General features: G+C 40.6%; 24 protein-coding genes and 2 CRISPR repeat arrays (1 of these 26 only partly in view). Of the genes, 13 read left to right on the plus strand and 11 right to left on the minus strand.

All coding sequences use genetic code 11. The features are described 5' to 3' along the window. Positions 1–438: a CRISPR direct-repeat array (repeat unit 29 nt; unit sequence GTTCCTAATCTACCGTGTGGAGTTGAAAG); it begins 584 nt to the left of the window's first position. Positions 439–532: 94 nt separating this feature from the next. The 7 genes from K217_RS07705 to cas6 (K217_RS0102635) all read left to right on the plus strand — a co-directional run bounded on the left by K217_RS07705 (position 533) and on the right by cas6 (K217_RS0102635) (position 7,764). Further along, entirely contained in the window at positions 533–670 is a 138-nt protein-coding gene (locus tag K217_RS07705; RefSeq protein ID WP_155991106.1) for a hypothetical protein, read from the plus strand. A 175-nt stretch (positions 671–845) separates the two neighbouring features. Beyond that, complete coding sequence (locus K217_RS0102610; protein ID WP_029551576.1) at positions 846–1,205, plus strand: gamma-glutamylcyclotransferase family protein; 360 nt, start codon at positions 846–848, stop codon at positions 1,203–1,205. A gap of 5 nt (positions 1,206–1,210) precedes the next feature. Next, complete coding sequence (locus tag K217_RS0102615; protein ID WP_052178056.1) at positions 1,211–1,690, plus strand: gamma-glutamylcyclotransferase family protein; 480 nt, start codon at positions 1,211–1,213, stop codon at positions 1,688–1,690. 13 nt (positions 1,691–1,703) lie between these two features. Then, entirely contained in the window at positions 1,704–2,711 is a 1,008-nt protein-coding gene (gene cas7i / locus K217_RS0102620) for a type I-B CRISPR-associated protein Cas7/Cst2/DevR (RefSeq protein WP_231476984.1), read from the plus strand. Next, complete coding sequence (cas5b, locus tag K217_RS07610) at positions 2,692–4,875, plus strand: type I-B CRISPR-associated protein Cas5b (protein ID WP_081820020.1); 2,184 nt, start codon at positions 2,692–2,694, stop codon at positions 4,873–4,875. Before cas7i ends, cas5b begins: the two co-directional genes overlap by 20 nt. After that, the gene (locus K217_RS0102630; RefSeq protein WP_029551580.1) at positions 4,838–7,018 is read left to right on the plus strand and encodes a CRISPR-associated helicase/endonuclease Cas3; all 2,181 of its coding nucleotides are present in this window, start codon (positions 4,838–4,840) and stop codon (positions 7,016–7,018) included. The genes cas5b and K217_RS0102630 overlap by 38 nt, the downstream gene beginning before the upstream one ends. Positions 7,019–7,047: 29 nt before the next feature. Continuing rightward, positions 7,048–7,764 carry a CRISPR-associated endoribonuclease Cas6 gene (gene cas6, locus K217_RS0102635; protein WP_029551581.1) on the plus strand — a complete coding sequence of 239 codons (717 nt, stop codon included), beginning with the start codon at positions 7,048–7,050 and terminating at the stop codon, positions 7,762–7,764. 82 nt (positions 7,765–7,846) lie between these two features. Here cas6 (K217_RS0102635) and K217_RS0102640 read toward each other — a convergent pair whose 3' ends face one another. Then, positions 7,847–8,038, minus strand: a complete 192-nt coding sequence (locus tag K217_RS0102640; protein ID WP_029551582.1) for a chromosome segregation protein SMC — start codon at positions 8,036–8,038, stop codon at positions 7,847–7,849. A gap of 233 nt (positions 8,039–8,271) precedes the next feature. Then, a CRISPR array of direct repeats spans positions 8,272–8,649; the repeat unit is 29 nt; unit sequence GTTTCAAGCCCACTGTGTGGGATGGAGAC. 64 nt (positions 8,650–8,713) lie between these two features. On the opposite strand from K217_RS0102640, the gene cas6 (K217_RS07555) reads away from it, so the two are divergent. Next, complete coding sequence (cas6, locus tag K217_RS07555; protein ID WP_029551583.1) at positions 8,714–9,466, plus strand: CRISPR system precrRNA processing endoribonuclease RAMP protein Cas6; 753 nt, start codon at positions 8,714–8,716, stop codon at positions 9,464–9,466. On the opposite strand, the gene csm5 is transcribed toward cas6 (K217_RS07555), so the two are convergent. Genes csm5 through cas10 form a run of 5 tightly spaced genes read right to left on the minus strand, consistent with a single transcriptional unit; the run spans position 9,417 to position 15,089 of the window. Beyond that, positions 9,417–10,532, minus strand: a complete 1,116-nt coding sequence (gene csm5 / locus K217_RS0102655; protein ID WP_029551584.1) for a type III-A CRISPR-associated RAMP protein Csm5 — start codon at positions 10,530–10,532, stop codon at positions 9,417–9,419. The genes cas6 (K217_RS07555) and csm5 overlap by 50 nt on opposite strands. A gap of 2 nt (positions 10,533–10,534) precedes the next feature. After that, on the minus strand, positions 10,535–11,428 hold the full coding sequence (gene csm4, locus K217_RS0102660; RefSeq protein ID WP_029551585.1) for a type III-A CRISPR-associated RAMP protein Csm4: 894 nt from the start codon (positions 11,426–11,428) through the stop codon (positions 10,535–10,537). Beyond that, positions 11,421–12,278: a type III-A CRISPR-associated RAMP protein Csm3 gene (gene csm3, locus K217_RS0102665; protein WP_029551586.1), complete on the minus strand. Its 858-nt coding sequence runs from the start codon at positions 12,276–12,278 to the stop codon at positions 11,421–11,423. Before csm3 ends, csm4 begins: the two co-directional genes overlap by 8 nt. Before the next feature lie 13 nt (positions 12,279–12,291). Continuing rightward, a complete protein-coding gene (gene csm2, locus K217_RS0102670; RefSeq protein WP_029551587.1) occupies positions 12,292–12,735 on the minus strand; it encodes a type III-A CRISPR-associated protein Csm2 in 444 nt (147 codons plus the stop codon). Between the two features lie 2 nt (positions 12,736–12,737). Next, positions 12,738–15,089 carry a type III-A CRISPR-associated protein Cas10/Csm1 gene (gene cas10, locus K217_RS0102675; RefSeq protein ID WP_029551588.1) on the minus strand — a complete coding sequence of 784 codons (2,352 nt, stop codon included), beginning with the start codon at positions 15,087–15,089 and terminating at the stop codon, positions 12,738–12,740. A gap of 98 nt (positions 15,090–15,187) precedes the next feature. Here cas10 and K217_RS0102680 point away from each other — a divergent pair, with 98 nt between their 5' ends. Beyond that, entirely contained in the window at positions 15,188–16,372 is a 1,185-nt protein-coding gene (locus tag K217_RS0102680) for a hypothetical protein (RefSeq protein WP_155991107.1), read from the plus strand. Here the strand turns inward: K217_RS0102680 and K217_RS07865 are convergent. Continuing rightward, on the minus strand, positions 16,335–16,511 hold the full coding sequence (locus tag K217_RS07865; RefSeq protein WP_155991108.1) for a hypothetical protein: 177 nt from the start codon (positions 16,509–16,511) through the stop codon (positions 16,335–16,337). The genes K217_RS0102680 and K217_RS07865 overlap by 38 nt on opposite strands. Before the next feature lie 237 nt (positions 16,512–16,748). Next, positions 16,749–17,306 carry a thiamine phosphate synthase gene (thiE, locus tag K217_RS0102685; protein ID WP_029551590.1) on the minus strand — a complete coding sequence of 186 codons (558 nt, stop codon included), beginning with the start codon at positions 17,304–17,306 and terminating at the stop codon, positions 16,749–16,751. Between the two features lie 26 nt (positions 17,307–17,332). Between thiE and eno the strand changes: the two genes are divergently transcribed. From eno to K217_RS0102705, 4 genes are read left to right on the plus strand one after another with little or no spacing between them, the layout of a single operon-like run. Then, positions 17,333–18,619, plus strand: a complete 1,287-nt coding sequence (eno, locus tag K217_RS0102690) for a phosphopyruvate hydratase (RefSeq protein ID WP_029551591.1) — start codon at positions 17,333–17,335, stop codon at positions 18,617–18,619. Next, positions 18,567–18,887, plus strand: coding sequence for an FtsB family cell division protein (locus K217_RS0102695; protein WP_038028081.1), 321 nt, complete (start codon positions 18,567–18,569; stop codon positions 18,885–18,887). The genes eno and K217_RS0102695 overlap by 53 nt, the downstream gene beginning before the upstream one ends. 3 nt (positions 18,888–18,890) lie before the next feature. Beyond that, positions 18,891–20,201, plus strand: a complete 1,311-nt coding sequence (gene purB / locus K217_RS0102700; RefSeq protein ID WP_029551593.1) for an adenylosuccinate lyase — start codon at positions 18,891–18,893, stop codon at positions 20,199–20,201. 44 nt (positions 20,202–20,245) lie between these two features. Beyond that, on the plus strand, positions 20,246–22,186 hold the full coding sequence (locus tag K217_RS0102705) for a thioredoxin domain-containing protein (RefSeq protein WP_231476985.1): 1,941 nt from the start codon (positions 20,246–20,248) through the stop codon (positions 22,184–22,186). Here K217_RS0102705 and K217_RS0102710 read toward each other — a convergent pair. Genes K217_RS0102710 through K217_RS07715 form a run of 3 tightly spaced genes read right to left on the minus strand, consistent with a single transcriptional unit; the run spans position 22,156 to position 23,784 of the window. Next, the gene (locus K217_RS0102710; protein WP_029551595.1) at positions 22,156–22,479 is read right to left on the minus strand and encodes a rhodanese-like domain-containing protein; all 324 of its coding nucleotides are present in this window, start codon (positions 22,477–22,479) and stop codon (positions 22,156–22,158) included. The two genes, K217_RS0102705 and K217_RS0102710, sit on opposite strands and share 31 nt — an antisense overlap. Before the next feature lie 16 nt (positions 22,480–22,495). Then, the gene (locus K217_RS07450) at positions 22,496–23,656 is read right to left on the minus strand and encodes a HEAT repeat domain-containing protein (RefSeq protein WP_081820021.1); all 1,161 of its coding nucleotides are present in this window, start codon (positions 23,654–23,656) and stop codon (positions 22,496–22,498) included. Next, positions 23,626–23,784 carry a hypothetical protein gene (locus tag K217_RS07715; RefSeq protein ID WP_155991110.1) on the minus strand — a complete coding sequence of 53 codons (159 nt, stop codon included), beginning with the start codon at positions 23,782–23,784 and terminating at the stop codon, positions 23,626–23,628. Before K217_RS07715 ends, K217_RS07450 begins: the two co-directional genes overlap by 31 nt. Between the last annotated feature and the right edge of the window lie 4 nt (positions 23,785–23,788).

Raw genomic sequence — 23,788 nt, forward strand, 5'->3', positions numbered from 1 at the left:
CCTAATCTACCGTGTGGAGTTGAAAGTGCTGTATATACGTCTCAAGCATAGAAATTTCTTTAGCTAGTTCCTAATCTACCGTGTGGAGTTGAAAGCAAAACTTGAATATGGATTTAGCATTTTTAGAACTTCATGTTCCTAATCTACCGTGTGGAGTTGAAAGACATGAGATTTCTCCGCTTTTAATTTCAACTTTCTCTTGTTCCTAATCTACCGTGTGGAGTTGAAAGAATTCATAATTACCCGGATCTACAACTTTCAATTCGTTTTCAAGTTCCTAATCTACCGTGTGGAGTTGAAAGCTATCTTCTCACCTTTGTAGTAAGAATATTCGTTCTTGAGGTTCCTAATCTACCGTGTGGAGTTGAAAGAGCTTGAAAGCATGTTAAGACAGTTAAATCGGTTAAATGTTCCTAATCTACCGTGTGGAGTTGAAAGTCGCTATGTATATATTCAGTCAAAAATCAAAAAAGCAAGTGTCAGATTTTGTAAAAAGAGGGGGTTTATATAAGTATGAAGGAGGTATTAAAGGATGTTAGAGTTTATCTCTGGAATCGCTGTGATGATTGCGATCTCTAAAGGTGAATTTTGGATTGGAGCTGTTACGGGATTTGTGGGAACAGCAATACTCTATAAAATTGCAGATAAGGTAATTACAAGGGGGCGTTAAAAATGTTGGAATTCGTCGGAGGGATGGTTGCAACTGCTTTAGTTACTAGGAGTGTATTTTATCTGGGGGTCGCTGTAGGAGTTTCCGCATTTGTGGTATTCTCTAAAGGGAAAACAGTCTATAAACTCATATCTAAATCTAAAAGCAAAAACAAAAACAAAAGGGAGAGTTAAAAATGGCTTATGTTTTTGTCTATGGGACCCTTCGCAATGGTGAGGTAAGACACGGGGTTTTACAAAACTGCGAATTTGTGGGACTGGCTTATGCAGAAGGTTACGATCTATACTTGATATCCAACTTTCCTGGTATGGTGCCCGGCTCTGGCAGAGTTGTGGGAGAGGTTTATCGGGTTTCGGAAGAGAAATTCCAAAGGTTAGACCAAATAGAAGGCGCGCCATACCTATACAGGAGGGAGCTTATAAAGGTCAAACTGGCTAATGGAGAAGAGTTAGAAGCTTACACCTACATATACAATCATTCGGTTGATGGGCTTGAAAAAATCCCGTCGGGTGATTGGAAAAAATTTTGGAGGTAACAAAAATGGTTCTATACTTTGCCTACGGTTCAAACATGAATTTGAGACAGATGAGTACAAGATGTGGGAACAGTTGGAAGAGGGTGGGAGTAGGCTATGTGGAAGGTTACAGATTGGTGTTTGATGGAAACTCAAGCAGATGGGGCGGAGGAGTAGCAAACTTAGTGCAGGATTCCACAAGCAGAGTTTGGGGAGTGCTGTTTGAGTTGGAAAGCTTTGAGTGTTTGGACCCATACGAAGGATATCCAGGTGTTTATGACAGAAAAGAAGTGTCCGTAGTTGTGCCACAGCTTGGACAAGAATTAAAGGCTGTAGCTTATATAAGACCAGAGCCAGATGAAATAAAAAAGCCCTCAGAAAGCTACTTGAACACTATCATTGAAGGAGCAAGGGAGAACGGTTTGCCCGAGGATTGGATAAAATTCCTTGAAAGCCATAGGCAAATGTCAGATTATGAGAAAGAGAACTGTTTTATAAGAAAATAAGGAGGTGGGAAAAATGGAAATGAAAGAAATGAAAGGAATACTAACGCTAACCATCATAACCCAAAGAGCGACAAGCCTAAACTACGGGGAAAACATAGGGAATGTGTCTATCCTCAAAAAGCTTTCTTTGGGAGATAACTCTCAAATAACTTACGTGTCTGATAAGGCGCTCAAGTATGAAATGAGGAAAAAAGGTAAAGAAGAAAAAGGTTGGAAATTGTTAGACGAGAAGGTAAAAGAGGTAATAGAGAATAAAAGGGATAAAGGCAAACTTGATGTGGATAGTTTCGGGAAGGAATTAATAAAGAATTACGAAGAATTTGACCTATTCGGTGGGCTTTTGACGAATCTTAAAGGGGCAGATGGTAAAAAATTAGAGCTGTCTTATGGAGACAGCGTAAAAAGAACTGCACCCGTAAAGGTCACCTATGCCTATTCCATCTCTAAGTTCCAAGGAGACATGGACTTTATGAACAACATAGATGCATACAACAGATATATAAAGCACATAGAACAAAAAGACGCCCAGGTTATAACTCAATCCGAACAGCACAGCGCTCATTACTACTACACAATAGCAATAGATTTGGATAGAATAGGAGTGTGGGAAGGAGAAGACCAATCGGAGGATGTTGTCTCATCTGAAGAAAAGGCAAATAGAGTAAAGGCTCTTTTGGACATAGTAAGAACTCTCTCAAGGCAGATAAAGGGACGGTGGGAAAATCTGTCTCCCATCTTTGTAATAGGTGGCATTTACAAGATAAAAAATCCGTTCTTTATGGGATGCATAGGTGCAAAGGAAACTGAAGACGGAAAGCTAATTTTGGATACCAGCAGACTTATTGACTGTATGAACTTGATCCCTGAGGGGGAAAGGGAAAATACCCTTTGTGGGATACTTTCGGGATACTTCGCCAACGAGCAAGAAATAAGAGAAAATCTCCAATGCAAAAGCGTAGGAGAGGTCTTTGAGGAGCTAAAGAAGAGGGTGGAGGAAGTTTATGCAGTGTCTAAGGCTTAAACTTTACACTCCCACGGGGATTTTTAAAAATCCGCTTTCCATAAAAGGTATAGAGGTCTATCCTCTTCCTCCCTACTCCACCATAATAGGTCTGATTTACAAGGCAATGGGAAGGAGGTGGGAAGGAGAGTCCTTCCAAATCTCCCTTCACGGAGACTACGAGGCAATATATAGGGATTATGTGTGGTTTAGGAAGTATAACTTTAAAGATAAAGTTTTGGAGAAGCTTCCTCTACAAGTTCCAATTTTGCACAACCTAAGATTGCTAATACACATAAAAGCTGAAGAAAAGCTTTTGGAAGAAATGGAAAAAGCCATAAAAGAGCCAAAAGAACTTCTTTTTCTTTCAGGCGGAGAGTATCCAGTAAAGGTGGAAGAAGTAAAAATAGTCCAATGTGAAGAAAAGGAAATACCCGAAGAGGACGCTATAAAGTTAAAGCACAATGCTTACGTGCCAAAGAAGATATTGGAAAAGGCCAGTGTTGATAAAAAAGGCGTGCTTTTTAGCCTTTCTTACTTTTACAAAAACTCCCAAAAGCCAAAAACATACTCTTGGATTGATGTTTATTACTTCCAAAAGGGAACCCAAATCTACGGCTCGTTGATTTTTGATGAAGATGGCTATCCTGTTTTTTTAACTGAATCAGTAGGGGAAGAGCTAAAAAGACCCGAAGGAGAAGAATACGTAAAATTCTACGCAGGAAATTGGCTTATGGCAAGTGCTTGCGTTGGAGTTTTGAAGGTTTTGGAAGTGCAAGGACAAAATGTAGAAAATTTAGTGGAAGAAAAAACTTTAAGGATCCCAAAGGATTTGTGGAAGAAGCTACCGGAAATTTACGCAGACTATCTTTTGAAGGATAAAGAGGTAATTAATAAAAAGCTTAAAGAGGCTTATGAGGAATATAAAAATAAAAAGCAAAAGCAAAATAACAAAAATATGTTTGACCCTTATAAAATTCTTATATCTCCAAAACTTAGAGATTTTCACAGCAACAGTCCATTTACTAATCCATCGGTAAAGCATATATCTATAAAGGATGAGGATATAGAAGGGTTCATAAAAGATATAAACCAAGTTTCAGAAAAAGTCAAAGAAGCCTTCTTGAAAGACTGTGAAAAACTCAAGAAAAAAACTATAGAAACCTCCCAAACTTGCTTTTTCTGTCACGAAAGACAAGCAAAAAACTTTGTAGATGCCACGAGCTTTACTCCATTATTTGCTAGCCCAGACACTGTTAGAAATTTCATATGGGACCCTATACCAATCTGTAAAGAATGTGAATTTTTGCTTTATTTTACGAGCGTTGGATTTTATAAGTCAAATGGAAAGTATCTTTTTGTTTATATTCCCGATGATCTTTTGGAAACCTACAGACTGAACCAGATTTTAAGCACGCAAGAGGAAATAGAGCAAGAAAAGCTTGGAAGAGCGTGGAGCGTAATAAAGCATGTCTTAGAATTAGAAAAACAAAAGAGTAGTTGGATTTTAGAAAACATCTATTTTGTGGAAATTGAAAAGGTAGGAGACGCTACCGCAAACATATACTCCTTTCACATAAGCCCAAATTTAGCAGAAGCCATCAGTCAGTTGATTGACAAATATCCTAAAAACCTCCAGCACATATTTTCTGACTTTCTTTTTTACATCTATACAGGGAAGTCTCTTTATGAGTTCTTATTCCTTCTGCTGTCAGGATTTATCAAAAAGAAAAGTTATAAAAATTTAAAGGTTGAAACCATTGAAAGTAGAATAGTGCAAGCGGGCAAGAATTTGAAGTATTTAAGTAGCAATTTGCTTTTCTTTATAAACTTTCAGGAGGTGCTAAACATGAACGAACAAAAAGACTATACTAATTGGGCTTTTCGGGCAGGGAAAGAGCTAAAAGCACTTTACAAAAAGGACCCAAGCACACAGAAAAAGCTTGAACCACTTACCTACAGACTCCTTGAAGCAATAAGAAGAAAAGACAAAGACTACTTTATCCAAAACCTAATAAGGGCATACCTTGAGGTGGAAAAGGAAATTCCCTATCTCTTTAAGGAAGCCCTAAATGACAAAAACTTCAATATGATAGCCTATGCCTTTTTGATAGGGCTAAACTCAGAAGAAGAGAGAGGAAAAGAAGATGAAACTAACAAGGGAGAAACTTCAGAGTCTGCTTAAAGAACGTTGGGCAAAGGATGACGGAACAACAATAAGGGAGCATACAGACAAACTTTTGGAAAACTTAGAAAAACTCAAAGAATATTACAAAGAAGAAATAGAGGAGCTAATACCAAAAGAGCTTCCATGTGAGCTAAGGGATAGATTTTGGGATATCTTAGAGCTTGCCTGCGAGTATCACGATTATGGCAAGATTCACTGTATGTTTCAGAAAAAAGTTGAAAACAAAAACATAGAGCTGATAAAAGGGCTTCCGGAGGTAAAGCACAATCTTCTTTCGCCCGCCTTTGTGAATGTAAAAGACGAACTGACCAAAAAAATTGTCAGACTTTTGGTTTTACATCACCATCCTGTGGAAAGAGTATCAACAGAAGGTGTGGAAAGGGTTTTAAAGGAAGAGTTTGGCTTTGAGAAAAGTCCCATAAGCTTTTTGCTAAAAAAGGGGGAAATGGATTACTTAAGGGACGATATTGCAAGGAAGTTTGGACTTCCTGAAAAAGAATTAATTAAATACTACCGCCTTTTGAAGGGCTTGCTTCTTCGTATAGACCACGCAAGCAGTTCAAAGCAAGCACAAGAAGTTGAAGAAAAGCCCCCGGACGACACACTAAGTTTTGTAGATGAGTTTTTCAAAGGAATGAACATCAATCTCAACGAAATGCAAGTATTTATAAAAGAGAACAGGGATAAAAACCTTGTGGTTATAGCTCCTACCGGATCGGGCAAAACGGAAGCAGGCTTTATATATCTTCAGAGGAAAGGCTTTTTTATGTTGCCATACAGAGTTTCCGCCAATAGCATTTACACAAGGGCAGAGAAAATTTTTGGAAATTGTGCAGGACTTTTGCACTCAAGTGCATTAAACTACGTGCTTGAAAGAGATGAACAAAACGAAGACATTAAAAACAACAAAGAAGATGCTGTCTTTTTGAACTACTTCCTTTCCCGCAACTTTGCTAAACCTATAATCGTCTGCACCCCCGACCAGCTTATGCACTTTGTCTTTAGATACAAGGGCTTTGAAAAGTATTATGCAACCGCTCTCTATTCAAGGCTTGTTATTGATGAGTTGCAATCTTATGATCCTATCACCTTAGCCTTTATAGTAAAAGCTTTGGAAGTGTTAGCTCAAAACGGCGGAAAGTTTTTAGTTATGACCGCCACTTTCCCTGAGTTCTTGAAAGAAAGGTTTGAAGGTATGGGGGTAGAGTTTAAAGAGTTTAGCTTACAGCAAAAGCCTTATCACAATGTTAAGATCATACAGGGCACCATAGACAGTGGTATAGAAGAGATAGTAAAGCTTTCCCAAGAAGCCAAAGTGCTTGTGGTAGTAAATACTGTCAGAAAGGCAATTGAGCTAAAAGGGAAAATCCCTAACGCTAAGCTTTTGCACAGCAGGTTTATACTAAGGGACAGAAAGAAAAAAGAAAATGAGATAAAAGAGTTCTTTGATGGTTGGGAAAATGGCGTATGGATTACCACTCAGCTTGCGGAAGTGTCTTTGGACCTTGATGCGGACTACCTTTTTACAGAGCTTTCCACTGCAGACAGTTTGATTCAACGCATGGGAAGATGCAACAGAAGAGGACAAAAACCAACGAAAGAACCAAACGTATTTGTATTCACAAATAATTGTTCGGGGATAGGTTCGGTGTATTACAAAGATTTGCACGAAAAAACTCTGCACAATTTAAAAGATGGAGCTTGGGATTGGAAATTTAAGTGGGAGCTTATGGAAAAGGTCTATTCGGAAAACGCTTTGAGAAATACTAAGTATTTGGAGAACTTTAATAAAGCTTACCGCTATATAACAAACCTCTGGGAAGGAACGGATAGCCTTACAATAAGCAAGTCCCAAGCGAAGGAGCTTTTCAGAGACATAGATGCAGTGCAAGTAATTCCCAAAGAGTTTGAGGAAGAAGTAAAAGGGCTATTGCAAAAGTGGGAAGAGGCAAAAGGAAACTTAGCAGAAAGAGTAAAACTACTAAGCCAAATCCTTGAATATAGCTTTTCTCTTCCTGTGTGGTCTTTGAAAGAGTTGGAAAAGCAGAGAATTCACGATAGGCTAAATATCTACTACGTGGAAGGAAACTATAGCAAAGACACAGGCTTTGAGCTAATAAGCTCTGCAGATACAGAGTGAAATGTAAGATAACCCGTTATGATGATTACATGCGGTTTAGGGTGAGGCTTGTTAGGGCTACGGAAGATAGTTTGCCTATAAGTTTAGATTACAGGAGAAGGTTTATATCCCTTTTGAAGAAAATCTTTGGAGAAGAGTTTGAGGAGGAAAGGCCAAAGCCTTACACCTTTGCGGTGTATTTAGGAAAAAGTGCAAAGATTGAAGGGGAGCATATAAAAGATGTGGAGGCTATAAACTTTAGATTTTCCACAGGAGATTCTGAAACTGCCATATCCTTTTACAACGGAACGCTGAGGCTTATTAAAGAGAACTACCTTCACGATATGAACCCAAAGATTGGAAGTGTGTATTTTAGGATTGTGGATGTGGATGTTGAAAAAGAAAATGAACCTACGGGCTTTTTTAAGACGCTGTCTCCTGTAGTGGTGGAAAGGGCGGTAAATTCTAAAAATCCCAAAGAAAAGTATGCTACACCAAAGGACAGAGATTTTATGTGGTGGCTTTTGGAAAACACTCAAAGGCGCTATAGGTCCATAGTTGGAAAAGATTTAGAATTAAAAACCTTTGAGTTTGAGCCAATAAGCATAAAGGAAGAGTTTATAAAACACTACGGAGGATATATCAGAAGCTTTTTGGGAAGGTTCAGACTTTACACAGAAAGCAAGGAGCTTTTAAAGTTTGTTTATCAGTATGGCTTGGGTGTCAGAACAGGACAGGGCTTTGGCTATTTGGAATGTATGGTATAATTCTATTTAGTCCCTTTGGGGAAGCTTGAGGGTCCTTTTGAGACCCTTGCCAAATTGACAACTGAATAGGCTTTGGGATCTCCTAAGGGAGGTGCTCCTCTGCCTTTACAACTCCACCATATTTTTCTCTGTATTCTTCCAACTCCTTTAGCTTTTGAACTATTAGCTCTCCCATAGATACTTTCTTTTTTATGGCTTCTATGCGTAAAGCTTGATGAACTTCGGGTGGTAATAAAATTGTTGTTCTTACCGCTTTCTTCCTCTTGCGTCTCATAGCTTTTAAATTTATGCTTTTATGCAAAAACATAAAGTCATAATTATGTAATTGCACAAAGTCATAATTATGCACGATTGCTTAAAGCGTTGGGAGACAAGGACTTAAATTTGACAATAACACACTCAACTTTGCACGACCTCGGATTTTCGGAAAATAACCTTCATTTGCGAGGGGGACCCCCTTGACAAAATTATTGATTTACCTTATTTTGATTAAGGTGGTAAGTTGGGGTTTCAAGCCCACCGTGTGGGATGGAGACTTAACCTTAATAGGCTCCTTGCTTGTATCTTCATACCAACTGTTTCAAGCCCACTGTGTGGGATGGAGACGTAAAGCTATCATACAAACCAAACGCCACACCAACCATAAGTTTCAAGCCCACTGTGTGGGATGGAGACTTTAAATTATGTTCTTTAGCAATTCTCTCCAATTCTTCATATTTAAGGTTCTAAGCCCACCGTGTGGGATGGAGACACCTCGGCCTTAATCTTCTCGGGAGCGCGAACTTGTGTTTCAAGCCCACTGCGTGGGATGGAGACAGGGTTTTGGAAAGGATAAAGCGAGTTGCCTCATCCTCGTGTTTCAAGCCCACTGTGTGGGATGGAGAAAAGCTTTTAAGAGAAAGCCTTTAGGTTAATGAGCAAAAAAATACTGAATTAGAATATTATCTGTATGCCTGTTTTGGTTGAACTTAGCTTTAGGTTAAAGAAAACCCCAGAGGTCTTATATCCTACGGATGTTCATGGACTGTTTTTTAGCCTTTTTGAGGAAAGCATAGCACAAAGACTGCACAAAGAAGCCAAAAAGCCCTTCAGCATAAAAGGTTTTTCCGTGAAAGATTCCACTCTTAGGCTTGAGCTTGCCCTTTTGGAGGACGGTCTTTATCCTGCTCTCATTCACAGCTACTACTTTCCCAAAGAGGGCTTACACATAAGGGGTATTCCCCTTAGTCCCACAAAGGATAAAGGCTTAAAAGAAAAGAAAGCTCTTAGCTATCAGGAGCTTTTGGAAACATTGCCCCACAAAAGGCTCCAAATGGAATTTGTTAGTCCCACTGCCTTTAACAGGTTTAAGTTTGACTATCCATTCCCCGAGCCTCACCTTATTTTTTCTAACCTTTTGAGTCGGTGGAACACCTTTTCGGAGTTTCCTTTGGAGCTTGCAGAGACAGAGGTTCTAAAGGGTTTGATGGTTTATGAGTTTGAAGGCTCTACCCAAGAGTTTATCATAGACCAAAGGCTAAAAAGGATAGGCTTTGTGGGAAGGGTGGGATTTCTTATAAAGGATCAAGAATTAGCCAAAAAGCTGTCTGTTCTTGCCCTATTTTCTAACTTTGCGGGCGTGGGCATAAAAACCACCATGGGAATGGGAGTAGTCAAAACCTCTCTAAAAGGAGCCATCCAAAGGTCAGACCTCGTTGGTTGATCCTTCTGGTTTTGTTGGTTTCTTGCCTTGAAGTGTGTTGAGTTTCTCTAAAAAACCAGTCAAAAAGCCTATTATCCTTTTCTTTCAGAATTAGCAAAAGAGTTGTGCTCAAAATTCCCTCGTGCTTTCCTATTCTTAGCAAAACTCCATTGCCATTAAGATATCCTTTTAGACTCTCTAAGTGCTTTGCAGTATCTGGTCGGCGATTTTTAAAAAACTTAATTTCCTCGTCCAAAAGTTTTGAATAGAATTTTTGTGAGCATTCCCTCAAAAAGTTCCAAAAAGTGTCCTCATCAGAAAAGTATCTTCCAACTTCAGGAAGGCTTTCTACTCTTTTTAGTCCTTCATAAGCATTTTTGTTTATTTTTATCTCCACTTCAAGCTCTACGTTCTCTTTTATTGCTTCGCATGGGTATAGGGGCTTGTTGGAACCTAACAGTGTGGGAACTTCTACCCTAAGATACTCATAAGGCAAAGGTTGGCTATCTGGGATGAAGAGGGCCTTCATTATGTCAAACTGTGCATCCTTTCTTTCTTGTGAGTAAAAAACCATTCTTTCTAACTCCTTTTCTGCTTTATTTATCATTCTTTCTAATTCCTTTTTTGCTTTACTTAGTTTTTCTTGGTTTATTACCTGTCTTGCGTTTAAAAGCTTTTTTACTTTATTGATAACAACATAAGGCTTTTCCATAAACCAAGCGCAAGCTATTAAATGTCTTATGGAACCCTTTAGCTCGCTACCAGGGACATAAGGACCTTCCAAAGTTTTTATAAACTCCTCCACCTGGGAGCTAATAAGGTTTCCGTTGATCTCAAGCTCGTAGTCAGGCTCCAAATTAAGATTGAAATTTTTCAAAAAGGTGGAAAGTCTAAGATCCCCTTGGTTTTTGAACCAAAGATAGGCGTTTGTCCTCAGCTGTGGGTTGGGTATCCTTTCAATGGCTGAAAGAATACGGTCAAACCTAAAGACCTTTAGCCTTCCTCCATCTACCAAAAACTCAAGACTTGAGATCCTCTCTCCGTTTCCTATGTGAATGGGGGAAAGGGTTTTAACTCGCACCTTCATCTTTACCACCTCGCAAAGAGTGGAAAACCTAAGCCGTATTGATAAACGGAAAGGATACCTTCCTTTAGCACTTCTTTTAGACTCCCATACCAATCTTTTTGATTTTTTACTTTAACCTGCGAGCCGGGTGTAAGGTAGCAGACAGTATTTTTCCAAACCCTTCTTGTTAAACCGTTTTCCACCGCTGATCTTTGAACCTTTAGATCGTAGTAACTCTCCTTTAGCTCAAAGTCTTTGTCATAAAAGCACTCAGAAATCAAAAAAGCCCTTGAGGTTTTGTTAGAAATAAACTTCTCTATTCCCTCTGGTGGCTCTGTCTCCTCAAGTCTATACCTTCCCATCCCTGTAGTTTTGTTTCCTCCAAGTTGGGAAAACTCAAGGCAAGCTTTAACTAAGGGCTCAAAGCTTTCGTCAAAAAACCTTACAAGCACACCAAAGGAAGGTAGCCAATAGGTGGGCTCGTTGTAAAGCTCTCCTCCTGTGGTGGTCATGGTAAGACGGTTTATAAAGGCATGAGGTATAACTTCCTGCTTTATTTCTTGCCTTAATCCTTCAAACATCTCCGTGGGTTCGCTTTCCAAAACCTTTTTAAACACTTCCCAACTTACCCATTTTAACCCTTTGAACTTTTTGTATTGCTTGTATTCCTCTGCATTTTTTGGAATGATGGGTATAAAATGAATGGGTCTTGGAAAGATCCACAGCCCATTTTTCCAAGGCAAAGGTGCGGAAATTATAAAAGGTGGATCTCCTTCCTTAAACCTATTTAAAGTTTTCGAAAGTTTTTCTTCTGACTCAAGCCAACGGATGCCCCAACATATGGCACCAAAAATGGTATTGGTGGTGGGCACGCTCCTAAAGGCACTAAGAGGTCTAAAGACAAAAGCCTTAAGCATTGAAAAGAGCACCCAGTTTTTGCTTTATGGTTTCGTAATCTTCAAGTATCTCCTGCACGGTGGGTTTTTCAATTATTGGTTTTTCTTTGTTCTTTTCTCCAAAGTAGTATTCCTTTGGTCTTAGGATTACCCTTAGGTTTTCAAACCTGACTTTTCCAGAACCCCTTGAGCCATATCCCCCAAGGTAATCATCCTCCAAGAGCCTCATACCCTCAAAGACCACTCTCAAAAGCTCAGGGTCTTGCTCTGCAAACAGATGAAAAGCCATCTCCCCAAAAAAGACAACACCTGCGGGCACCCTTTCCACCTTCCTTGGGTTTGCTCTGGAAGTAAGCCTGTTTATGGCGTTTTCTGTCTTTACCTCTGTGAAGATGTTTTCACCCAAGATGTTCTTCAGCATCTGTAAGCTCTTCCAAGTGGGATAAGCATCAAAGACCCTTAGCCTTGGGGGTCCGGGAAGTTCCTCCAATGGCAAATTATCTAAAGTCTTTGCATCACCTGTGCCAAAGACTTTGCAAACCTCACACTTTCCACAAACGCAAGCCCTTCCTGCTTCTTCAACAATATTCTTGGCACTATGTATAGCTCTTTTAATCATGTCATCCACTCTTCCCTTAGCCCACTCCAAAAGAGACCTCATCTTGCCCTTCAAGGAAGAACCGGGTATGTAGGGAGCACCTTCGGGTAGGACGTTCCCTTCGCCGTCGTAGTTCTCTATCTCTGCCAAGGTCTTTATAACCGGGTTGTCCAATCCCCCTATTTCAAAGTTTTCCTTAGAACCTCCTACCCTCAAACCAGTTATTGCCTTCAGCTCATATCTAATTATTACAGTGCCTTTGTAAGAGAACATCACCCCCACCTCCTTAGGATTTCTTAGAGTAAGCTACCATAGCCATCAAAAGATCGTAAGCCTTCTCAAAAGCTTTTTTGCTCTTATTTCTTTCTATATTATCAAAAAGCCTGAACATAAGCTCTTTGAAATCTTTGTCCAACACGCCTCTCTTTGCTTGATACTCTAAAATGGCATAAAGCTTGTATAACTTTTTCAAAGCTTCTTCAACATTTTCGTCCTTCTTTAGTCCATCCCTTATCGCTTTGAACTCTTGAAAGACCTTTCTCAGTTGCACAGCTGTAATATTTATATCTTCTATCGCTTTCTTAACGTAGCCTTCTTCGGGATGGAAAATGTCCTTCTCAGAAAATTCGGCTATTGATTCATTACTAAGCTTTTCCTTTAACTTTTTTACATTTTCTGACTCTTTATCATTGTTTTTTTGTCTGTTCTGTTGTGGATTGTTTCTGCTCATCGCTACCCTCCTAAGTTGTTATTTATATAATGACTATTTTTTGTCTTTTCTGACATTCCTCTTGTTTTCATTAAAACAAGCTTTAAGATAAGCTCTGCGTAGTCTTTGATGTTATAGTTGTTTCCTGGGTCAAGTATTAGACTTTCAAGTTCTCTTTGTTGCTCTTCTTCTTTTATGTTTCTGTAGAGCTGATAGTAAAACATTGGATAAAACCTCATGCTTATTCCGTTGCCCCTTTTGTTTGCCTTCAAGAGAGTGTAAATCCTGTAAAGAAGTGTTCTGTGGTTAGGAGCATCAAAGTTTGCCAAAAAGCGCTTTAGTTCCTCAAGGGCATATCTAAACTTTTCCCAAGGAAGTGGTTCTTTCCAAAGGCTTATGCAGTTCTTTTCCACTTTGGCATGTTCCTTTTCCTGCTCTGCCCCATCTGCACTAAACCTTATGGGATAGTTAGGTCTTTGGAAGAAGACTCCTGCAGAAAGGGTAAAGCACGGATTGTAGCAGGTATAGGCGCTAAAGTCCTTCTCGAGCTCTTTTGCTACTTCCAATGCAGTTTCCCAAGGTGCGCAGAAAAACAGGTCATCTCCTCCCGAATAGACCACATAAACTTTGTTTTTGAATTGCTTTTGCTCCAAAAGAGTGTTTATGTATCCAGAAAAGAACAGTTCCAAGCTTCTGCTTAGGGTTGCTACTCTGGAGAGAGAATAGTCCTTTTTTAAACCCTGCGAGAATATAAGCCCCAAATTATCCACATCCATCTTGACAAAAGCCAAAAGTTTGTAGCCCTCTTCCTCTTCTTCCACAAGCTCGTTAAAGTCCTTAACACTACCGTCTTCTTCCAAAGGAACGGTGTTTGCCAAAAAGAAAAAGCCGTCCGCTTTGTCCTCAAAGTCTGTGGAGTTTAGCAGTAACAGGGTGTCCTCTGGTAGAGTGTAGGCAACTTGATCTTTGGAATAAACGCTAACACCACCTATATCCTCAAGATAAAGGTCTCCCATCTCAGGAGAAAAGACTACATACTCCGCCCTTGGAATTTTTGCTCCCACCTCTTGGAAAAGCTCGCACCAATTACAAAACTCTTGGCTCTCTGGCTTTAGGTTGGTTTGACACGAAGGGCACACTTCGTAGTTATCGGGTCCAAAGGGGTTGGCTAATTTGTCAAAGTTTTCCAGTATGGTGGAGAACTTTTGAAATTTCTTGCGTCCTACCTCTTCGTAAAGCTCATGTATTTTCTCTCCCAGTGTGCCTACCCCTAAATCACTTCCCTTTAACCTTAACCAACCTAAGACAACCCCCAAGTGTCCCCCAAACTCTCTGACCAAAACCTCATCCACTTTCCTTTGTAGCTCTTCAAGTTTTTTCTCTATACCCTCTTCGTAGCCAATTATAAGCTGGAACTTTCCACCGCCCGCATAGAGGAGATTTACCATAGGATATTCAAGTTCCTTCAAGAAAAATCTGCCAAGGATTATGGGAAGCACAGAAAGGAAGAAACTTCTTCCTCTGAGCCTTTTTCCAACTCCCCTTATGTTAGAAAGTTGATATAAAAACCTTTGAATACCCGTTATGTCCCCCTCAACGAGCAGAAATTCCACTGCGTTTAGCCCACCGTTAAGTCTCTCTTTGTTGTAGTCTGTCCAAAGGCTACTTACCAAAGCACTGGCAACTCTTAGGTGGTCAAAGAGGGATATGTCTGGAAAGTGATTGGTTCCCCTCTCTTTGTCGTAGGTAGAAGCGGGCACGCACCAAAGATATTTGTAAAGTAGATAATAGAGCTTTGTGAGTGTCTTTTGTGGATCCTTAAAGTCAAGTTTGCTTAGGTGTGTTTTCAAAGCTTGAAGTAGGTCTTTATATTTTTGCACTCCAGAGGTCCCAATTTGACTGGCATCCTTTGGAAAAATAACCTCTTTTTCCAACTTCAAAGGCTCCAACTCGTATTCGTGTTTTTCTCCATCTAAGTAAGTTTTGGCGCATTCTAAATCTACCAAGCCGAAAATACTCTTTAGTCTTTTTTCCTCTTTTCTTTGGGTAGTTTGATCCACGCTTTGTTCTTCTCTTCTGCTCCTTTCACTGCTGGCACAGTGGTCTGCAATTTGTTGGGCTATGTGGTATAGGTTATTCGGCTCTGGATTGTGATGGTAGGCACCAGAAAGGATAAGCTCTTGCACTTCTTGGCTTACTCCTTTCCTTTCCAAAAGCTCCTCTAAAAACTTATAAGAATACACCGCATGTGCATATTTGAACTTTCTCCTTTCTTCTTCTTCAGCCCTTTCTTCTCCAGCCCTGTCTATGAGCTTTCCTATGTCGTGAAGTAACCCTCCTATTGCAAGCCAACTCCTAATCTCTAACTTTTCCATCAACCCCCCTTTGCTATATTATAATCGCCACCTTGATGACTTCCAAGGTTGCTTTTCAAAATCTCTCATCGGGACATCAAGATTTTTCGAACAATCTTATGCCTATCGTTGAATTTTTAGTAAGTGAGCATATAATTACTTTTATGTATTATGTGTCAAAGATAACTCCTCTCTTTTTGTTTAAAGCGCTTATATTTCTTGGACTTTCCTTAGCCCTCAGGCATACTGACTGGCTTCTTTCTATAGTATTTTTACTCTACGGATTTATCGCTTCTACGCTGATCGGCGCTATGTATCAGATAGTCCCAAATTCCCAAAGCAGAAAGCTTTATTTTCCCAAACTACCTTACTTGGTGTTTGTTCTAAACATCATAAGCCTTGTGCTTTTTTCCTTGAATAAAGGAGCATTAGCTTCTGGTGTTTTATTGCTCTCCTATATTTTGTTCTCTGCAAGTATATTCCTCACGATTAAAAACTGGAAACCTATAACAGTCAGGTTTCTTTCTGCTTCTGTGGTCTTTCTTAATCTATCTACAATATTTTTACTTTTGAGTCAGTTAAACTTGGTGCCTTTTAGACTTGCAGTTCATACTCTAACCCTTGGTGCTATGCTAAATGCAGTGTACGGTGTGGAATTGGCTTGGATACCCATGCTAACTATGACCACCCTAAACTTCAAGAAAGCCCTTAACCTCTTTTATGCAAAGCAGTTTTCCACCCTTTTTATTCTTGTATCCTTTTACATTACTACTCACAACCTTCTGATTTTTGCGTCTATAGTTGAATTTGCTGTAGCCCTGTTCTACTTAAGTCAGATATACAGCATTCTAAAGCAAAGGAGAATAAAAACCACCTTTCCAATCCCGGTTAGGTTCTTCATATTTGCTCTTTTACTACTCCCCTTTGGACTTTTTGTAGGATTTCTGATGTCCATATTCCCTGAATGGACACCAGCACTTTTGGAACTGCATTACAACCTTTTGATTTATGGCTTCACCGCCTTTACCATATTCGGTGGAATAGCCCACCTTTTGCCAAGAATAATCTACAATTGGAAGTTTTCCGAGCGTCAAGGAGTATCTATTGGAGATTTCATAGATGAACCTTCTTTGCCCACTTTTTTTAAGCTTTCAGTGAGTTTATACCTTACATACCTTGTTTTAGACCTTCTACCAGACCCTGCCGGCCTTATTTCTTCTTTCATCTATATAGTATTATTGCTTTATTTCTTTAAGCTAACCTTCTTTAAAGCACTATCTGCGTTCCTATACCTTCGTCGGTGAAAACTTCTAAAAGGATAGAGTGGGGGAGCCTTCCGTCTATTATATGTGGAAAGACCCCCTCTAACACTATATCTCCGCCAGTGATAAAGCCTGCCATGGCCAAAGTCCCCGCTTCAATCCTACATATGAATGTATCCACCCTTTACGTTTATGGTTGTTCCTCCCTTTTCAAAAACCTACAGCCTCCTGGACCCTTTGACAAAATTATTGATTTGTCTTATTTTGATTAAGGTGGTCAGTTGGAGTTCCTAATCTACCGTGTGGAGTTGAAAGGTTCTCATGTTTTTCAGGTTGTTAGTTGAATATGTAAATGTCGTGGTTTCTTACGTGCTTATAGGAAATTGAAAAAAGTAAAGCTTAAAGAATACCATCACCTCTACAAAAAGAGCGTTATCCCTGCCACTCCATAAGCTCCGTTTTTGTAGCAAAGCTTAATCTTCTCCCAAGTTATACCACCTAAGGCATATACGGGAATGCTAACCTTAGAAGAAACCTCTTTTAGATAGGAAAGGCCTAAGGGTTCTGCTTCTGGATGGGAGGAGGTCTTGAATATAGGACTTAGCGTTATGAAGTCCGCTCCTTCTTTTTGTGCATATATGGCTTCCTCTAAGCTATGGGCTGAATAGCCAACTATTAGATGAGGTGCTATCCTCTTTACCACGCTTGGAGGTAAGCCATTAGCGGGCAAATGCACGCCGTCTGCCGAAACCGCAAGGGCAATATCTACCCTGTCGTTTATAAAAAGCAAAGCGGAATACTCCTTTGTTATTTCCTTAACCCTTAGGGCAAGGTTGTAATAATCCCTGCCGGATTTATCCTTTTCTCTGAGCTGGACCATTTTAACTCCTCTCTGCAGGACTTTCCTAAGGGTCTGTTCAAAATTTTCTCCGTATTTGATCGGGTCTGTGATGGCATAAAGGTTAGGAAGGCGCATGCTTTCAGTGATAAAATTATAAAGCCATGGTAGTAATAGAAAAGATAAAAGCAAGGGAAGTGCTTGATTCAAGGGGTAATCCTACGGTGGAGGTGGAAGTTAGGCTATCTTCTGGTGCGGTGGGAAGGGCTATAGTGCCAAGTGGCGCATCCACGGGAGAAAGGGAAGCCTTAGAGCTGAGAGACCATGACCCAAAAAGATACTTAGGTAAAGGTGTTCTCAAAGCGGTGGATAACGTAAATTCAATAATAGCAAAGGAGTTAAAAGGTTTGCCTGCAGAAAACCAAAGGGAAATTGACACTGTCCTGATAGAGTTGGATGGCACGCCTAACAAAAGCAGGCTCGGAGCAAACGCCATACTTGGTGTAAGCATGGCTGTAGCAAGGGCTATGGCAAATCACCTTAACATCCCACTCTACAAATACATAGGTGGTATTTTTGCCAACAAACTGCCGGTGCCTTTGATGAATGTAATAAACGGAGGAGTGCATGCGGACAATCCTTTGGACATTCAGGAGTTTATGATAGTGCCCGTTTGTGGTAAGAGTTTTTCGGAAGCTTTAAGGGCTGGTGTTGAGGTTTTCCATACTCTCAAGATGCTTCTCAAAGAAAAAGGATACTCCACGAACGTAGGAGACGAAGGGGGCTTTGCTCCAAACCTTGAAAATACCGAAAAGGCTTTAGAGTTCTTAGTAAGCGCCATAGAAAAGGCAGGATACACACCTGGAGAGGATGTGCTTTTAGCTTTGGATTGTGCATCTTCAGAGTTTTACTACGAAGATGACATGTATCACATAGAGGGCAAAAAGCTAAATGCGGAAGATTTAGTAGAGTTCTACCTTAGGCTTGTGGAAAAGTTTCCGATAGTATCTATGGAAGACCCTATGGCGGAAAATGACTGGGAAGGTTGGCAGATGATAACTAAGGCTCTTGGAAGTAAAGTCCAACTGGTGGGGGACGATCTTTTCACCACGAACATAAACACTCTAAAGGAGGGTTTTGAAAAAGGCATAGCAAATGCAATACTTATCAAGCTTAATCAAATTGGCACTCTATCGGAAACCTTAGAGACCATAGCCTTTGCCAAAGAACACGGATACAACTGCATAATATCCCACCGGTCTGGAGAGACAGAAGACACCTTCATATCCCACCTGGCGGTAGGGACGAATGCGGGACAAATAAAAACCGGTTCAGCCTCACGGACAGACAGGATAGCAAAGTATAACGAACTTTTACGTATAGAGGAGGATCTAAGTCATGCGGCAAGATTTGAGGGCAAAGAGGAGTTTTGGAAGTTTAGATCCAAATAGCTTACCTTTCGTGTTTTTTATTGCCATACTTTTTTTTACTTCATACAACCTACTTTTTGGAAGATATAACGTCTTTGAGATAGTGAAAATCAAAGAAAAAACAGCTAACATAGAAGCTAAACTAATGAGCATAAAAAAGGAAAACGCTTTACTTGAAGAAAAGCTAAAGCTTTTGAGAGAGGATAAAGACCTTTACTTGGAAAAGTTAGCAAGAGAAAAGATGCAGCTTCAAAAGCCGGACGAAAAGATCATCCTTTTCAAGGAATGAAGGATGATAGAAAGATACACTCGGAAAGAATTTAAAGAGCTTTGGTCAGACCTAAGAAAGTTTCAGCTTTGGCTAAAGGTAGAGTTGGCGGTTTGTAGGGCATGGCACAAAAAGGGGAAGATACCTTTGACTGCTCTGACCGAAATAGAAAAGCGCACAAAGGTGGATGAAAAGACCATTGAAAGGATCAACTACTACGAAAGAATATACAAACATGACGTGCTTGCCTTTGTTTCCGCAATATCGGAACAGATACCAGAATATTCCCACTACTTTCACATGGGGCTTACATCTTCTGACGTGGTGGATACCGCCTTGGCTCTGCAGATAAAAGAAGCCCTTAGCCTTATTCTTCAGACTGTGGAAAAAATCCTCCAGAAGCTTAAAGAACTCGCCCTAAGAGAAAAGAAAACTCTTATGATGGGTAGAACTCACGGGGTTCATGCAGAACCCATGACCCTTGGGCTCAAATTTTTAAGCTGGTATGAGGAGATGAAAAGAAACAAAGAAAGGCTCTTGAGAGCTTTGGAAAACATCTCTTACGGAAAGCTTTCTGGTGCGGTGGGAACTTATTCTAATTTGGACCCAGAGGTGGAAAGGTTAGCATTGGAAGAGCTTGGGCTAAAGGTGGAACCTGTTTCCACCCAAATTGTGCCAAGGGACAGACATGCGGAGGTAATGTGGGCTCTTGCCCAGACTGCCACTTCCTTAGAAAGGTTTGCCACTGAAATAAGGCACCTTCAGCGCACGGAAGTAGGAGAATTGCAAGAACCTTTTAAAGAAGGACAAAGGGGATCATCGGCTATGCCCCACAAGAAAAACCCCATACATGCAGAAAGAATATGTGGGCTTGCCCGGCTCATAAGAAGCTATCTTATAACCTCTCTTGAAAACGTAGTTCTTTGGCACGAAAGGGACATATCCCACTCTTCTGCAGAAAGAATAATCCTACCGGACGCTACCACCGCTTTGGACTACATACTCAACCTTTTCCTTGAAATTTTAGATGGTTTAGTAATAGACAGGGAAAGGATGAAAGAAAACATAAACCTTTCCTTTGGGCTCTATGCTTCCTCAAAGATTTTGGTAATGCTTATGGAGAAGGGAGTGCCAAGAGACCAAGCCTACGAGATGGTCCAAAGGTGCGCCATGAAAAGTTGGAACGAAAAAATACCCTTCTATATCAGTCTAACAGAGGACGAAAAAGTTAGCCAGTATTTAACTCCAGACGAAATAAAAAAAGCCATAGATCCTTGGAGCTTTCTTCAGCATCTGGAAAACATATACTCAAGAGTTTTTCAGAATAACCTCTGAGTTTTCTCATAGAAAACCATGCTTTTTAGATGGATATTAAAACTATGAATAGACTAAAGACTGCAAGAAGTCCGTACCTTAGAAAATCAGCCAATCAACCCATTGATTGGTATGAATGGTCAGAAGAAGCTTTCAAGAAAGCAAAGGAAGAGGATAAGCCTATTTTGCTTTCCATCGGGGGAGTGTGGTGTCATTGGTGTCATGTGATGGCTCATGAGTGTTTTGAAAACCAAGAAATCGCAAAGATAATAAACGAAAACTTCGTGGCCATAAAGGTGGATAGGGACGAAAGGCCAGACATAGACAGAAGGTATCAGGAGGTTGTTTTTGCTCTAACTGGTTCTGGTGGCTGGCCCCTTACTGTGTTTCTAACACCAGAGGGAGAAGCGTTCTTTGGTGGAACTTACTTTCCACCGGAGGACCGATGGGGCAGACCGGGATTTAAGAGCTTGCTTTTAAGAATCGCCCAGCTTTGGAAAGAGGATAAGGAAAGACTAATAAATGCAGGGAAACACATATACCAGCTCATGGCACTTCAAAGTCAAAAATCCTACAAAGGAAACGTAGGAGAAGAGCTTTTAGAAAAAGGTATAAGCGCTATACTCCTTTCCATAGATTACCAATACGGTGGGCTTGGAGATGCACCAAAGTTTCACCATGCAAAGGCTTGGGAACTTTTGCTATACAGGTATTTTTTCACAAAGAACAAACAGCTTTTAAAAGTAGTTGAACTTTCCTTGGACGCCATGGCAAAAGGAGGGGTTTATGACCATCTTTTAGGTGGCTTTTTTAGGTATTCAACCGATCAAAGATGGATTGTGCCCCACTTTGAGAAAATGCTTTATGACAACGCAGAGCTTTTGCAACTTTACTCTATGGCCTATCAGATTCTACCAAAGGAGCTTTACAAGCGCACCGCAAAGGGCATAGTTGATTATTACAAAAAGGAAGCGACCGATCCAGAAGGAGGCTTTTACGCATCCCAAGATGCAGATATAGGCCTTCTGGACGAAGGTGGATACTACACTTTTTCCCTAAAAGAGCTTCAAAACATACTCTCGGAGGATGAGCTAAAAGTTGTAAAACTCTACTTTGACATTGGGGAAAAGGGAGAGCTTCATCATGACCCTTCTAAAAACGTCTTGTTCATAGCCATGGAGGAGGAGGAAATTGCAAAGACTTTGTCCATGTCCATAGAGAGAGTAAAGTCCTTGCTTGAAAGCGCTAAGTTAAAGCTTTTGAAATACAGAGAAGAGCACAGAGAAAAACCTTTTATAGACAAAACGATCTACGCCAGTTGGAACGGGTTGATGTTGGAGGCTATGGCTTCTTACTACAAGGTTTTCGGAGACAGCTGGGCTAAAGACTTCTCCAAGAAAACTGCAGAGAGGATACTCAGGGAGCTATACAATGGCAAAGAACTAGAACATGCGCAAGGGGTAGAAGGTTTTTCCGAGGATTATATCTTTTTGGCAAGGGGGCTTTTGGCTCTTTTTGAAATTACACAGGAGGACAGGTGGCTGAAGGCTTCCTTAGAGCTTACACTCAAAGCTATAGATAAGTTTTGGGATCAACAAAACTGGGGTTTCTTTGATACAAAGGAGCAAGGAAACGGACTTTTGAGCATTAGGCTGAAAAGTATTTCAGACACACCTACCCAATCGGTTAACGGCTCCGCTCCCTATTTGCTTTTGGCCCTTGGAAGTTTAACGGATAGAGCGGACCTAATAGACTTTGCAGAAAAGAACCTGCAAGCCTTTGCCAGACAAATAGAAGAAATACCCAACCTTTCCGCTTCTTACCTGATAAGTCTCTATGCCTACCTAAAAGGTATATACAAGGTAGAAACGGAGGAATTCTTTGAGCCTATGCTAAAAGCCTTTAGACCTTTCAAAGTGGTAATCAGAAAGCCTGTTAGAGGTCTTGTGGTTTGTGAAGGGAACACCTGTCAGATTTACGATGGTATGCCAGATTCCTTTTCGTAATTCCACGTAAGAATACCACCTGCTAAGTTGTATGCTTCATATCCAAGATGTCTAAGCAGATAAGTAGCAAAGGCGCTTCTTTCACCGCTTCTGCAATAGACTATGATCTTTTTGTCCTTTGGTAAGCTTGAGTATGCAAACCTTAGTTCATCAAGAGGTATAAGTATGGAGTTGGGTATTCTTATTTGGACATGCTCCTGCGGTGTTCTCACATCCAGTAGCAGGACGTTTTCTTTTTCTTCTTCCAAAAGCTTTTTTGCCTCTTCTGGCGTTAGCTCGGGCACCTGAAACATAGCAGATTATTATAAACTATTTCTGCCACTTTTCTTTATCGTCGCCAAAGTCTTGACCTGTAATCTTTTTTAAAGCTTTTACTACTTCTATCCGAAAGGAATCCTCTTTATCTTCTAACGCGCGGATCAAAAGCTCTACCACACTGGAGTCTTTTATCTTTGCAAGTGTTTGAACCGCTTTAATGCGAACGTGCGATAGCATCCAGCGTTCAAATATTAGAGATGTTAAAAGTTCTATTACGCGTGGATCTTTTATCTCCACCAAGGCTTTTGATGCTTCCTCAGAGACATAATCAGCAACATCTCCCAACGCATAGATCAGGGCTTCCACCACGCGCGGATCTTTTATACCCTTGAGAGCTTTTACCGCTTCCCAACGTAAATGTGGATTGCCCTTTTTTAAAAGCTGAATGAGCGGTTCTACTGCGCTGGGATGTCCTATCTTCCCAAGCGACCAAATAACTGCCCTGCGCACGTTTTCGTATTTGTCTTCCAAGGCAGATATTAGAGCCTTTACTGCATCTGGATACTGAATATTTCCAAGGGCTTTGGATGCTTCAATGCGCACGATAAAGTCTTCGTCCCTAAGCGCATCAATAAGAGGCTTTACTGCGCGGGGGTCTTTCTGTTTTCCAAGGGCCTGAACCGCTGTCTTACGGACAGAGCGGTTCCCATCCTTTAGTGCATCAATTAGTAATTCCAACGCACGCGGATCATTTATATTTCCAATGGCTTCTGTGGCTATAGCGCGAACCAGCCAGTTGCTATCCTTTAGGGCGTAGGTTAGCGGTTCCAAGGCACGTGGATCCTTCTTTTTTGCGAGAGCGTGAGCTGCGTATACACGCACCTTTGGCTCCTTGTCCTTTAGCATTCCAATGATTGGTTCTACTGTGCGTGGGTCTTCTATACGACCAAGGGATGCAACCGCCTCACATCTCACCTGCTCATCTTGATCTCTTAGGAGATCAATCAAAGGTTCCACTGCGCGTATATCTCCTATCCACCCAAGGACATTTGCCACTGCCATACGAATCCTTGGGTCCTTGTCCTTCAGTAAAGAGATCAACACATCCACTTTATCCTTCCCTTTTGCATCAAGAAACTTTAAAGATAGTTCTTGTACGCTTTTGTCCCTGCTTAAAAGTCCTAAAATTGCAGAGACCTTCTCCCTGTAAATTTTCTTTCTCTTGAAAGGTCATCTTTTACGATCCACGTCGCAATTTTAACCACTTCTTCATCTGATTTTTTCCTTAATATTACTCGTCTTAGCTTTTTTAGCTCTTCTGAAGAGTGTAAAAAACTCATGCGG

It is taken from the genome of Thermocrinis jamiesonii, assembly GCF_000702425.1.
In the GTDB taxonomy this organism is placed as follows: domain Bacteria; phylum Aquificota; class Aquificia; order Aquificales; family Aquificaceae; genus Thermocrinis; species Thermocrinis jamiesonii.